Source organism: Streptococcus sp. 3705, assembly GCF_013277145.1.
In the GTDB taxonomy this organism is placed as follows: Bacteria; Bacillota; Bacilli; order Lactobacillales; family Streptococcaceae; genus Streptococcus.
In genome coordinates this window covers 1-12465 of record NZ_VMMJ01000012.1, presented here as the reverse complement: position 1 = coordinate 12465, position 12465 = coordinate 1, and the positions used below count along the sequence as shown (strand labels likewise).

The window sequence follows — 12465 nt, the reverse complement described above, 5'->3', positions numbered from 1 at the left end:
CCTATCTATAGTAACTGTACTTCTTCTCAACTTTTTTGGCAAGAATGGTCACAATCCCAATCAAAATCAAGTAAATAGCACCTGCCAAGAACATAGGAACCAGGCTAGCATCACGGTTGGCAGCTGTGCGACTAGCCAAGATAAGGTCTGAAATTCCTAAAGCATAGACCAGAGAAGTATCCTTGACCAAACTCATGACTTCATTAAAGACACTAGGAAGAACAATCTTGGTCACTTGGGGCAAGATAATATAGCGTACTGTGGCAAAAGGACTGAACTTCAAGACCTTGGCAGCCTCATATTGACCTTTAGGAATAGTATCAATTCCCCCACGAAAGATTTCAGCAAAGTAAGCCGCATAATTGAGAACAAAGGCAATGATAGCCGCAGGAAGACGGTACAAACGAATCCCAATACTTGGAAGCACATAATAGATAAAGATCAATTGCAAGAGCAAGGGTGTTCCCCGCATAATCCAAATGTAAATGTTAATCAGATGATGGAGGGGCTTCCAATGGACTTGCAAGGCAAAGGCAATCAAAACGCCCAAGGGAATAGAAAAAATCAAGACCAGTGCAAAAACCTGCAAAGTCATGCTTGCACCGCTCAATAAACTCGGTAATATCTCAAACAAATAAGACATACTGCACCTCCTAAAAATAATTGTTCCTATTATAGCATGAATAAACAAAATAACCAACCATTTTTGCAAAAAAATTCTTTTTAATAGAAAAAATACAGTGTCTTGAAGCTAGAATAGGACAACACGACTTATAAAGCCTTGTTAGAAATTTGATTTGAATTCCCTAGTCTATTTGTTGATATTCTATTTCAATATATTATACTTTATAAATCATGACCACCCGTCTAACGGGTGGTTTGAACCAGGGCTATAAGCCCAAATTACCAGCCAGCGCCTAAAGACGCTGGCTTTCACGTTGTTCAAGCCTCATTGCTCTTGACTCGTCACTTGCCTCTTAAAGAGGCTTTAGTATTACTTACCACTATCCCTAAAGGGATCCTCATATTCTTTTACACTCAATTTATCTAGTGCTATATCATGCTTTTCCTGTTCTTGGATATATTTCTTAATTGTGGCTTCATTAAGCCCTACTGTACTTACATAATAACCTTCTGCCCAGAAATGCCGATTTCCAAACTTGTACTTGAGATTGGCGTGTTTGTCAAACATCATGAATGCACTTTTTCCTTTTAAATAACCCATGAAACTCGAAACACTTATCCTTGGTGGAATACTGACTAACATGTGTACATGGTCTGGCATTAAGTGACCCTCGATAATTTCAACTCCTTTATAACTACACAAGCGATGAAATATTTCGCCTAAACTACTTCGATATTGATTATAGATGACTTTTCGTCTATACTTAGGGGTGAACACAATGTGATACTTACAGTGCCACTTTGTGTGCGATAAACTATGAGCCTTTTGTCCCATATTTTTCTCCTTTCGCTTTACAATTGGCTTGAACACCTTTATTGTATCGCGTTCGGAGTTTTTTTGGTATAACCTTCGACGCGCACCCGCATAGCGGGTGGTTTTTTTGTCTCGCACCTAACGGAGCGAGACGGACTAATAGTCACATAATAAAAAGAAAGGACAAATTTTGCCCTTTCTCGATCTTAGCTTCTATTTGTTACAGTTAACTTGACTGATAATTGGAGTTTTATCTTACGTATTTAAGATGGATTGTCTTTTTTAATTCGTGCCAATCTCAGAGCACGATTTGGATTGAGACGATTAAACAGTTCTTCCAATTTCTTTTCATTCCAAACATCTGCGGCGGAAACGAAATTGCCATCCGCATCTCGGAAAGATATCGGTTTATCTCCCATACCAGTCTCCTAGTCTACAAATTCAAACTCAAATTTACCAATGCGAACCAAGTCACCATCTTTAGCACCACGCGCACGAAGGGATTCATCAACCCCCATACCACGAAGTTGGCGGGCAAATTTCATGACAGATTCATCACGATCAAAGTTGGTCATATTAAAGAGTTTCATGAGTTTTTCACCAGAAAGTACCCATGTCGCATCGTCATCACGGCTAATCTCAAAGGCTTTCTCTTCCTCGTCAAATCCATAGTAAGCTTCTTCTTCCATATCTGACTCGTCGTAGAGCAAGAATTCTGGTGTCTTGTCTAACAATTCAGCTGTCGCATCCAAAAGCGTTGCCAAACCTTGCTTGGTCAATCCAGAAATTGGGAAGATAGCTGGTAACTCTTCAAATTCATCGTAGTTTTCAGCCAATTTCTTCTTGAATTCTTCAAGATTTTCTTGACTCTCAGGCATGTCCATTTTGTTGGCTACGATAATCTGTGGACGCTCCATGAGGCGAAGATTGTATGACTCCAGTTCTTTATTGATGGCAAGATAATCCTCATATGGATCACGGCCTTCGCTAGCTGACATATCAATGATGTGAAGGATGACACGTGTACGCTCGATGTGACGGAGGAACTGGGTCCCCAGACCAACACCTTGACTAGCCCCTTCAATCAAACCTGGTAAATCAGCTACTGCAAAGGATTCACCTGATTGGGTACGAACCATACCTAGATTTGGCACAATTGTCGTAAAGTGGTAGGCACCGATTTTTGGTTTAGCCGATGTGATAACACTTAAAAGTGTTGATTTCCCTACAGATGGGAAACCTACTAAACCGACATCCGCAAGGATTTTTAGTTCCAATTGTAACTCACGTTCCTGACCTGGTTCTCCATTTTCAGAGATTTCCGGTGCAGGATTTTTTGGTGTTGCGAAACGAATATTTCCACGTCCACCACGACCACCGTGGGCTACAATAAATTCTTGCCCGTGTTCAATCAAATCTGTCAAGACCTTGCCAGTATCCGCATCACGAACTGTCGTACCTTGTGGCACTCGAACTCTAAGATCCTCAGCACCACGCCCATGCATCCCTTTGGTCATTCCTTTTTCACCAGAATCAGCCTTGAAATGACGGTTATAGCGGAAATCCATGAGGGTACGTAGTCCTTCGTCTACAACGAAGACCACATTACCTCCACGACCACCATCACCACCCCAAGGACCACCATTAGGGACATATTTTTCACGGCGAAAGGCAACCATGCCATCACCACCATTACCAGCCTTGACCTTAATCTTGGCTGTATCTAAAAACATACTCATTTTTTCTTCTCACTTTAAAAAAGGGCTGGGAAATCCCAGTCACTAAATTTTCTTGAATCTATTTTATAGATTACTGAGGGCACCAATTGCAGTTGCAAAAATTCCCAATAAACTTGCTACTAGCATGATAATCACGATAAACAAGGTTATTTTCTCAAACATAGTTTTTTTACGATTTCCATTATCTCCAAATGCCATTTTTCTCTCCTTCGTTACATTCTATTTTCTATTATCTTAGCATGAATTTAGCTAGTTTTCAATAGTCACTTGCTTCTGGCGCAATAATCCATAAAATGATATAAGCTACAACTCCTGCTCCATAACCAAAAGCAAGAACACCCCATATTACGCGAACAATAGTAGGATCCATATCAAAATAATGGGCTACCCCAGCACAAACACCAGCAATCTTTTTATCACGACCGCTTCTCATTAATTGTTTTTTCATACTGTTCCTCTTTCTATTCTTCATGGTCTTTCCAATAATCTCTTATGCTGATTAACTGTGTTTTTGAAGCCTTCAGCATGCGTCTAGAGCCTTTTACCGGTACAGCGACCACCTGTTGCGGAAGATACAAAACTGTCTTAAAAATACGCTGACTGACCGTATCATCTTTTGCTAAATCTTTCTGGAAATTATTTGAAATAATAGCATCAAGATAGAACTCATGCACCCGTTTCCCAAAGTTTTCAGCTGAAATCTCGTACAACTTCTCTGATAAAGTATGCTCATTCATGTCTGGTGTTGCAATCAGGGCTTCCAAAATAGCACCAGCCAAATCATGTTCTCCATAGTACAAGGTTCCAAACATCTTGTCATTGATCAAATTGTCCAGATAAGGATTTCCGTGTGCAATGACAGGCGTCCCACTAGCTAAGCTTTCCAAGTAGGTCAAGCCTTGCGTTTCACTTGTCGATGCCGATATGAAGAAATCCGCCGCCTTATAGTAAAGAGCGGTCTCACTAGGAGCAATCATCCCTGTAAAGATGACCGAGTCTTGAATCTCTAGTTTCTGGGCTTGCTCTTTAAGGTCATCCAGATAAGGACCATCCCCAGCTACCACCAGTTTAACCCTGTCCTCCTCTTTCAGAACTTCTGCAAAGGCTGCTAATACTGCTTGAATATTTTTTTCATAGGAAATTCTGGAAAGACTCAGCAACATCTGTTCATCATCTTGAATCCCTAGTTTACTACGTAGTTCTTTCAGATTTTCTTGCTTAATTTCTGGACGTTCAAACTTGGCTAATTCAATCCCTGTTGGAATGACGCGTTTTTCAACCTTGACCTTATAGTCCGATAGCAAATCATGGACAATCTCACTAGGGCAAATGACTCCATCCACATCATGCAGGAAACCTCTGACCAAATACTTGACCATGCTAGGACGAATCAACATCCCCTTGGCAATATAATGCACATAGTCTTCGTACTGGGTGTGATAGGTATGGATGACTGGAATCTTCAATTCACGCGCAATCCAAATCCCCAACAAGCCAAGAGAAAATTCTGTCTGGGTATGAATAACATCCAGTTGATACTGTTTGGCAATTTCAAGCGCCTTGCTGAAGCCTCGATAGGCAAAGCGGCGATCCTTAAAAGCAAAGAAAGGAACACTTGGAATGCGGATAATTTGCCAATCTTCATAGCGATTGACATCCTTATCCGTCGTCGTAAAGATAAAAACAACATGCCCCTGCTTTTCCAGTTCTGTTTTCAAAGTTCGAATACTGGTCGCAACACCAGAAACCTGAGGAAAATAGGTATCTGTAAATAAACCAATTCGCATAGATTACCTCACTTTTTACTTTCTCCCTAAAGCGGCTTGTTTCTCATAAAAGTCCAACCAGATTTGTAACAGATGCTCTTCTGAATACTCTCTGGAAATATTCTTAGCTTTTTCTTTGAGGTCTTTTAAGGCAGCAGGATTTGCTTGATATTCCAAAATAGCTTCTTTCATCTCTTCTCTATCTGCTGTCGCCCGATAATTTCCCTCCAAAATTACCTTATAAAGATCTAAATCACGCAGCATAATAGGAGCTTCACAACTGGCAGCCTCTAAAATCGTCATCGGAAAGAGCTCATTATAACTAGGCAACAAGAAAAGGTCCGCTAGGGCATACAATTCGCGCATACGCTCTGGCGATACAATACCTAGAAAAATCAAATTTTTAGGGGGATTCTCCATGATTTTCTTGTAGCGTTCATAACCATCTGTCATACCACCAAAAGAGAAACCACCAGCCCAGATAAAGGTAATTTGCGGCAATTCCTCAGCTAGACGGATAAAATCATCAATCCCTTTGCGCTTCTGAACTTGACCAGCACCTACTACGATAAACTGATTACCACTAAGACCTAGCTCTGTTCGCAGTCTGACTACCTCTTCTTGTGGTAGAGGATGCCATTTTTCCTTGTTGACAAAGTTAGGAATATAGGTCACTTTTTCACGTGGAATACCCGCTGCCACCAAATCCTCAATAAACATCGGATTGACCACCACCAAGTGCTCCATCCGATTGTAAAAAGAAAATACATAGCGTTTCACAATTCCCTTTAAGAAAAATGGAATTTTCAAACTCCCCTCAAGTGTATCAGGTAAGAAATGCACATAGCCAATTTTCCTTCCTGAGCGTTTCTTTTGGAATGTTGATAAATAATAAGGGAAATCAATTGTATGAAAGTGAGTCACATCTGCCTCGATTGGAAGATTTTCTGTAACAATCAATTGGTCCTTGGCATCACGGTGAAGAAGACGAACTAATTCACGGTAAGCACCTGAAACTCCTTGTCCTGCTACTTTCTCACTTGAACTCAACATATTGATGCGTAATTTCTTTTTTTCCATAACTACCATTATATCATTTTCTTTGAATAAAATCAGCAAAAGAAAGGAGAGACTAGAGGAAAAGAAGGGAAATTTCCTCGCTTTTCCAATAATCTCTCACATGCTATTATATGTTTACTTAATGCCTAGGGCAATGCGGGCATAGCGACTCATTTTTTCAACAGTCCAGGCTGGATACCAGACTAATTTAACTTCAGTATCCGTTACTTCTGGTACCTCTGTCATGGCATCATAAATCTGGTCTGTCAAAAGGTCTGCTAAGGGACACCCCATGGTTGTCAAAGTCATATCAATCTCTGTTTGCCCTGTGTCGCCGTCAAAACGAATCTCATAAATCAAACCAAGGTTGACAATATCGATTCCCAACTCAGGGTCGATGACTTCTTCCAAGGCTGTTAAAATGCGTGTTTTGATGTTATCAATTTGCTCTTCTGTATAAGCCATATTCATCCTCACTCTTAGTCTTCAATAAAATCACGAAGCGGTTTACTACGACTTGGTTGGCGTAGTTTTCTCAAAGCCTTGGCTTCAATCTGACGGATACGCTCACGAGTTACGTTAAAGACTTTACCCACATCTTCAAGGGTGCGCATTTTTCCATCATCTAGTCCAAAACGGAGACGAAGAACATTTTCTTCACGGTCTGTAAGAGTATCCAAGACCTCATCCAACTGCTCACGCAAGACGATACGAGTTGTATAATCCACTGGATTTTCAATCACTTCATCTTCGATAAAGTCCCCAAGGTGACTATCATCCTCTTCACCGATTGGAGTTTCAAGGGATACCGGTTCTTGAGCAATCTTCAAGATTTCACGAACCTTATCAGGTGTCATATCCATACGTTCAGCGATTTGTTCTGGTGTTGGATCTTGTCCCAATTCTTGAAGGAGGTTACGCTGTTCACGAACCAATTTATTGATGGTTTCAACCATGTGGACTGGGATACGGATGGTACGAGCTTGATCCGCAATAGCACGAGTGATAGCCTGACGAATCCACCAAGTTGCATAAGTTGAGAACTTGAATCCTTTAGAATAATCAAACTTGTCAACCGCCTTCATCAAGCCCATATTTCCTTCTTGAATCAAGTCAAGGAACTGCATACCACGCCCGACATAGCGTTTGGCAATAGAAACAACCAAACGAAGATTGGCTTCCGCAAGACGTTGTTTGGCTTCGATATCGCCAGCTTCAACTGCTAGTGCTAATTCTTTTTCCTCTTCATTGGTCAAGAGAGGAACGACCCCGATTTCTTTCAAGTACATACGGACAGGGTCATTAACCTTAGCCGAAGTTGAACCAATCAAGTCCTCATCGCTGAGTTCTGGTTCTTCTTCATTGCTAAGAACACGCGCGCTTGGATTTCCTTCGTTATCTGTGATAGAAATACCTGCATCCTGAATCCGTTGCAAGAGATCTTCAATCCCATCAGCGTCCAAGGTAAAAGGAAGGACTAGACTGGCATTGATTTCATCATCTGTTGCTGTCCCTTTTTGTTTATGATTACGGATAAATTCTGCTACTTGTACGTCAAATGTTGTTACTTCTTTTTGTTTTGTTGCCATTATTACTCCATTCTTCTCTTTTGGGAAATTAAACGTTCCAATTCTTCTAGGGCTGTGTCTGTATCTCCTACATGGCTAGCTTCCTGCACCTTCTTTTTGATTCTCATATTGTCCTGATTCAAGAGAGCCTTGTTTCGAGTCATTTCTACTTCACTAAGTTCCTGAGGTGACATCTCAGCAGGCAAATCCTGAGCTAAGACTTGGTACCAAGCTCTCTCAACTTCCTCTGTCTGTTCTGCTAGAACTTCTGGAGGAAGATTTCCATACTGACCAAGCAAGTCATATAAGACCTGAAATTCAGGTGTAGCAAATGCAAAGTCTTCTCGCAAACGGTAATCATTCAAAATAAGGGGAGATTCCATCATTCGATAAAGTAGATGAGCTTCTGCCCTCATAACAGCCGATAACTGCTTGGTAACAGGCATGGTGATTGGCGTCGGTCTGGAAATTCCTTCCATGCGATTCTGCCTTTGTGCCTGACGACTCTCATTAACAATCTGCTCAATCTGGGCATAATCAAAAGATGCCAGACTGTCAGCTAAAATATGAATATAGCTGTTTTGAGCAGTGATAGACTTTTCTTGAACAATCAAGGGAGCTATTTTTTCAATAAACTCAATCTGAGCCTGCAGATTTTCACTATTTTCAGGTTTGTACTGGTGAATGTAGAACTCAATCGGACTAATACGAGTTTTCGTTAATAGATAGGCTAAGTCTTCCGGACCATTTTTTTGTAGATACTCATCTGGATCCAAGTTATCAGGCATGCTGATGATTTGCACAGGCATATCACCAATTTCGTCCAGCGCTTTCAAAGTCGCGGCTTGCCCAGCTTTATCGCCATCGTAAACAAGGACTAACTTCTTGGTTAACCTTTTCAGATGCTCAACATGCTCTCGACTCAAGGCTGTTCCCATAGATGCGACAGCGTTTTCGATTCCAGCCCGATAGGCTGCGATGACATCCATGAACCCTTCCATGAGGTAAATCTCACTGGCTTTTCCAGAAGATTTTTTTGCCCTATCCATATGATATAATTCGTAACTTTTGTTAAAAATTGCAGTCGATCGGCTATTTTTATACTTAGAAGTTTGTGAATCCGTTTTCTGCCAGATACGACCTGAGAAGGCAATAACCTTTCCCTGGTCATTTGTCAGGGGAAACATAATCCGATTGTGAAAGGTGTCTACAAATTGATTTGCATCCGATAGGTAAAATAGCCCTGAATCTAGAAAATCTTCATCACGATACTGACCAGACAAACGTTGATAGAGATAGTTTCGTTCTGGAGGTGCTAAACCAATCCGAAAATGCTTGAGCACTTCATCTGTCAAACCACGCTGATAAAGGTAGTTTCTAGCCTCTTCCCCCATGGTCGTTGTCATGAGAATAGCATGGTAAAATTTGGCTGCATCTTCGTGCATATCATAAAGAGCTTGGTGAGGCGAGGCTGGCCTCTGCTCACTATAAAGCGGTTTTTCAACCTCAATTCCAACACGCTGACCTAAGATTTGGACAGCCTCCATAAAGGGAACCCCTTGGTACTCCTCGATGAATTTAAAGACATCACCTGAGCGCCCACAACCAAAACAATGGTAAAACTGCTTGTCCTCTACAACGTTGAAAGAAGGTGTTTTTTCACCATGAAAAGGACAGAGCCCTAGATAGTTCCGTCCTGCCTTTTGTAAAGAAATCACATCTCCTATGACTTCCACAATGTTGGCATTGTTTTTGATTTCTTCAATGACTTGTTTGTCAACCATACACAATACCTCCATGTTATCATAGTTTACTTTATATAGTATACTTTATTTCAGAAAAAAAGTAAACCATTTCACTCATTTTCCTTACTTTATTCAAAGAGCTGATAATAATCAGAGATTTTCATTTTTGTTTTTTCTTCTTGGTTCAAATCTTGGATAATTCGTCCTTCTTTCATGACAATTAAGCGATTGCCATATTTGAGAGCATCTTCCATATGGTGGGTAATCATAAGCGCTGTCAGCTGATCTTTCTTGACAAATTCATCCGTCAATTCCATGAGGGCAACACTGGTCTTTGGATCAAGGGCTGCAGTATGCTCGTCTAACAAGAGTAATTCAGGTCGCTTCAAGGTTGCCATCAAGAGACTCAAGGCCTGTCTTTGCCCACCTGATAAGAACTCAATTGGCGTATTCAAGTGTTTCTCAAGACCATTTCCCACTTTTTCAATGGTTGCCTGAAATTCATCCTTATAGCTAGTCAAGCGTCGTGGTAACAATCCACGCTTTTCACCACGAAACTTGGCAATCAAAAGATTTTCAGCTACTGTCATACGGGGAGCTGTCCCCATCTTTGGATCTTGGAAGACACGAGACAGATACTTAGCGCGCTTCTCTGGTGAAAACTTGGTAACATCTTCACCCAAAATACGGATGGTTCCACTGGTTAATGACAAGGTTCCTGCAATAGTGTTAAAGAGAGTTGACTTCCCAGCACCATTTCCACCTAAAATCGTGATGAAATCCTGTTCAAAAATTTCTAAGGAAACATCATTTAAAATAATCTTTTCTTCATCAAAGCCATTTTTAACGACTTTGGTTGCATTTTTTAATTCTACAATTGCTGTCATTTGCTTAATTTGGCTCCTTTCAAGATTGTTTGCTTAAATGTTGGAATCATGAGGCAGACTGCCAAGATCACGGCGCTGTACAAACGAAGGTAACTTGTATTAAAGCCAAGCGCAATAACTGCCCACACTAAGAATTGATAAGCGATAGAACCTACAACGATGGTAACCAGACGTTCTGCCAAGCTCAAACTCTTGAAGATAACTTCTCCAATAATCAAACTTGCAAGCCCCACAACGATAACCCCTATTCCTCGAGATACATCGGCATACCCTTCTTGTTGGGCAATGAGAGCTCCTGCAAGGGCAATCACACCATTTGATAAGACCAACCCCATAAGCTCCATGCGCCCAGTATGAATCCCGAAACTTCTAGCCATATCAGGATTGTCACCTGTAGCAATATAGGCTTGTCCGAGTTTAGTGTCCAAGAAAAAGAGCATGAGAGCAATAACAAGACTGACAAAGATAAGACCTGTCAAGAGTTGATTCAAGTCTGAATCAAAAGGCAAGACATCCTGAATTTGCTTGGTTCCAAGCAAGCCTAAATTGGCACGTCCCATAATCAAGAGCATGATAGAGTGACAGGAAGTCATCACCAAAATCCCTGAGAGCAAGGTTGGAATCTTCCCTTTTGTATAAAGAAGTCCTGCTGTCATTCCAGCCAAACAACCTGCTCCTACAGCAACAAGAGTCGCTAAAAATGGGTTCACGCCTTTGGTTATCAGAGTGACAGCAACAGCTCCGCCAAGAGGGAAGGAACCTTCTGTCGTCATATCTGGAAAGTTTAAAATCCTAAATGTCATAAAGATTCCCAGACCTAAAATAGCCCAGACAAATCCTTGAGAAATAATGGAAACAATCATATTTTATTTAATCCTTTCTATATTCATCTTTTTAAAAAATAGGAAGAGTCTCCTCCTCCCTACCTTATTTATTCGATGACTTGTCCTGCTTCTTTGAGAACAGACTCAGGAATCGTAATACCTAGTTCTTGTGCTATTTTTTTATTGATGACTGACTTACCAGTTGAAAAGACATTGACTGGGGTATCGGCTGGTTTTGCACCTTTCAAGACTTGCGCAATCATTTTACCAGTTGCCACACCAAGGTCATGTTGGTCAACTACAACTGATGCCAAACCACCTACTTCTACCATAGCTGTCGCACTTGGATAAATTGGTTTCTTAGAACTTTGATTGCTAGAGACAACCGTTGGAAATCCTGATGCAATGGTGTTATCAATTGGAACCCAAATAGCATCTACCTTGCTAGTCATAACAGTGACAGTTGAGGCAATTTCATTTGTTGAAGGAACTGCAAATGTTTCCACTGTCAGACCTGCTTTTTCAGCATAAGCCTTAAATTCTTCAACCTGTGTTTTTGAATTGTCTTCGCTACTTGAGTAAAGAGCTCCGATTGTTTTCACATTCGGTGTCAGAGTCTTGATGAGTTCAACTTGTTGTTGAGCTGGATTGTGGTCAGATACCCCTGTAACGTTGCCACCTGGTCTTTTCAAATCTTTAACCAAGTTAGCACCAATTGGGTCTGTAATAGCGGCCATGATAACAGGTAGGTCTTTTGTGGCACTAGCTAAACCTTGAGCAGCTGGTGTTGCAATACCAACCACAAGGTCATTTCCATTTGCAACCAATTGTTTACTCATTGTCGCAACCTTACTTTGGTCACCTTCTGAGTTCATAAAGTCGATCTTCAACTGGTCATCTTTATATCCTTCTTCAGCAAGTCCAGCTTGAATCCCTTTATAAATCAAATCAAGGGATGGATGGCTCACAAATTGAAGCACACCAATCTTGGTTATTTTCTTCTCATCCTTATTATTCTGAGATTCTGGTTTATTCATTGAAGAGTAAATCAAGCTTCCTGCTACTAAGACTGCTAAGGCAGCGACAATTCCAATTAAACGTTTATTTTTCATTCTGTTTCTCCTTTTTAATTCCTTTAAAATACTTCACTTATCTAATACTCTTCGAAAATCTCTTCAAACCACGTCAGCGTCGCCTTACCGTAGGTATATGATACTGACTCTGTCAGTTCTATCCACAACCTCAAAACAGTGTTTTGAGCAGCCTGCGGCTAGCTTCCTAGTTTGCTCTTTGATTTTCATTGAGTATAAACAGCCACTCTCCAGTTCAATTGGAGAGTTTTTTGATGAGAGTAGATATTTATAGACCTCAATTTGACACCATACTTTTTCTATGATAAAATGTAACAAATTTGTTTACAACAAATCAAAATCTAAATG

14 protein-coding genes are annotated in these 12465 nt (G+C 40.7%); all 14 read right to left on the bottom strand.

All coding sequences use genetic code 11. The features are described 5' to 3' along the window. Position 1 precedes the first annotated feature (1 nt). The gene (locus HT714_RS03590) at positions 2 to 643 is read right to left on the bottom strand and encodes an amino acid ABC transporter permease (RefSeq protein ID WP_173251513.1); all 642 of its coding nucleotides are present in this window, start codon (positions 641 to 643) and stop codon (positions 2 to 4) included. Positions 644 to 994: 351 nt separating this feature from the next. Beyond that, positions 995 to 1459 (bottom strand): IS200/IS605 family transposase, encoded by a 465-nt coding sequence (tnpA, locus tag HT714_RS03585; RefSeq protein WP_173226460.1) that lies wholly within the window; start codon positions 1457 to 1459, stop codon positions 995 to 997. 242 nt (positions 1460 to 1701) lie between these two features. Continuing rightward, positions 1702 to 1857, bottom strand: a complete 156-nt coding sequence (locus HT714_RS03580; RefSeq protein ID WP_173226458.1) for a hypothetical protein — start codon at positions 1855 to 1857, stop codon at positions 1702 to 1704. Between the two features lie 9 nt (positions 1858 to 1866). Then, a complete protein-coding gene (obgE, locus tag HT714_RS03575; protein ID WP_173226457.1) occupies positions 1867 to 3177 on the bottom strand; it encodes a GTPase ObgE in 1311 nt (436 codons plus the stop codon). A 63-nt stretch (positions 3178 to 3240) separates the two neighbouring features. Next, the gene (locus HT714_RS03570) at positions 3241 to 3375 is read right to left on the bottom strand and encodes a DUF4044 domain-containing protein (RefSeq protein WP_000863859.1); all 135 of its coding nucleotides are present in this window, start codon (positions 3373 to 3375) and stop codon (positions 3241 to 3243) included. A gap of 58 nt (positions 3376 to 3433) precedes the next feature. Next, entirely contained in the window at positions 3434 to 3610 is a 177-nt protein-coding gene (locus tag HT714_RS03565; RefSeq protein ID WP_049532910.1) for a PspC domain-containing protein, read from the bottom strand. Positions 3611 to 3638: 28 nt separating this feature from the next. Then, positions 3639 to 4964: a glycosyltransferase family 4 protein gene (locus HT714_RS03560; protein WP_173226455.1), complete on the bottom strand. Its 1326-nt coding sequence runs from the start codon at positions 4962 to 4964 to the stop codon at positions 3639 to 3641. A 15-nt stretch (positions 4965 to 4979) separates the two neighbouring features. Then, entirely contained in the window at positions 4980 to 6023 is a 1044-nt protein-coding gene (gene cpoA, locus HT714_RS03555) for an alpha-galactosylglucosyldiacylglycerol synthase (RefSeq protein ID WP_173226453.1), read from the bottom strand. A gap of 114 nt (positions 6024 to 6137) precedes the next feature. Further along, positions 6138 to 6467, bottom strand: coding sequence for a metal-sulfur cluster assembly factor (locus tag HT714_RS03550; protein ID WP_000331921.1), 330 nt, complete (start codon positions 6465 to 6467; stop codon positions 6138 to 6140). Positions 6468 to 6481: 14 nt separating this feature from the next. Continuing rightward, positions 6482 to 7591 (bottom strand): RNA polymerase sigma factor RpoD, encoded by a 1110-nt coding sequence (rpoD, locus tag HT714_RS03545; RefSeq protein ID WP_049510554.1) that lies wholly within the window; start codon positions 7589 to 7591, stop codon positions 6482 to 6484. 2 nt (positions 7592 to 7593) lie between these two features. Next, positions 7594 to 9354: a DNA primase gene (gene dnaG / locus HT714_RS03540; RefSeq protein WP_173226451.1), complete on the bottom strand. Its 1761-nt coding sequence runs from the start codon at positions 9352 to 9354 to the stop codon at positions 7594 to 7596. Between the two features lie 89 nt (positions 9355 to 9443). Beyond that, positions 9444 to 10202: an ABC transporter ATP-binding protein gene (locus tag HT714_RS03535; RefSeq protein WP_173226448.1), complete on the bottom strand. Its 759-nt coding sequence runs from the start codon at positions 10200 to 10202 to the stop codon at positions 9444 to 9446. Beyond that, positions 10199 to 11065: an ABC transporter permease gene (locus tag HT714_RS03530; protein WP_173226446.1), complete on the bottom strand. Its 867-nt coding sequence runs from the start codon at positions 11063 to 11065 to the stop codon at positions 10199 to 10201. Before HT714_RS03530 ends, HT714_RS03535 begins: the two co-directional genes overlap by 4 nt. Positions 11066 to 11133: 68 nt before the next feature. Further along, a complete protein-coding gene (gene trpX, locus HT714_RS03525) occupies positions 11134 to 12138 on the bottom strand; it encodes a tryptophan ABC transporter substrate-binding protein (protein ID WP_173226442.1) in 1005 nt (334 codons plus the stop codon). Positions 12139 to 12465: the final 327 nt, after the last annotated feature.

Coding starts and splice junctions, on each gene's coding strand:
- HT714_RS03590 (WP_173251513.1), bottom strand. CDS start 643: ATGTCTTATTTGTTTGAGATATTACCGAGTTTATTGAGCGGTGCAAGC.
- tnpA (WP_173226460.1), bottom strand. CDS start 1,459: ATGGGACAAAAGGCTCATAGTTTATCGCACACAAAGTGGCACTGTAAG.
- HT714_RS03580 (WP_173226458.1), bottom strand. CDS start 1,857: ATGGGAGATAAACCGATATCTTTCCGAGATGCGGATGGCAATTTCGTT.
- obgE (WP_173226457.1), bottom strand. CDS start 3,177: ATGAGTATGTTTTTAGATACAGCCAAGATTAAGGTCAAGGCTGGTAAT.
- HT714_RS03570 (WP_000863859.1), bottom strand. CDS start 3,375: ATGGCATTTGGAGATAATGGAAATCGTAAAAAAACTATGTTTGAGAAA.
- HT714_RS03565 (WP_049532910.1), bottom strand. CDS start 3,610: ATGAGAAGCGGTCGTGATAAAAAGATTGCTGGTGTTTGTGCTGGGGTA.
- HT714_RS03560 (WP_173226455.1), bottom strand. CDS start 4,964: ATGCGAATTGGTTTATTTACAGATACCTATTTTCCTCAGGTTTCTGGT.
- cpoA (WP_173226453.1), bottom strand. CDS start 6,023: ATGGAAAAAAAGAAATTACGCATCAATATGTTGAGTTCAAGTGAGAAA.
- HT714_RS03550 (WP_000331921.1), bottom strand. CDS start 6,467: ATGGCTTATACAGAAGAGCAAATTGATAACATCAAAACACGCATTTTA.
- rpoD (WP_049510554.1), bottom strand. CDS start 7,591: ATGGCAACAAAACAAAAAGAAGTAACAACATTTGACGTACAAGTAGCA.
- dnaG (WP_173226451.1), bottom strand. CDS start 9,354: ATGGTTGACAAACAAGTCATTGAAGAAATCAAAAACAATGCCAACATT.
- HT714_RS03535 (WP_173226448.1), bottom strand. CDS start 10,202: ATGACAGCAATTGTAGAATTAAAAAATGCAACCAAAGTCGTTAAAAAT.
- HT714_RS03530 (WP_173226446.1), bottom strand. CDS start 11,065: ATGATTGTTTCCATTATTTCTCAAGGATTTGTCTGGGCTATTTTAGGT.
- trpX (WP_173226442.1), bottom strand. CDS start 12,138: ATGAAAAATAAACGTTTAATTGGAATTGTCGCTGCCTTAGCAGTCTTA.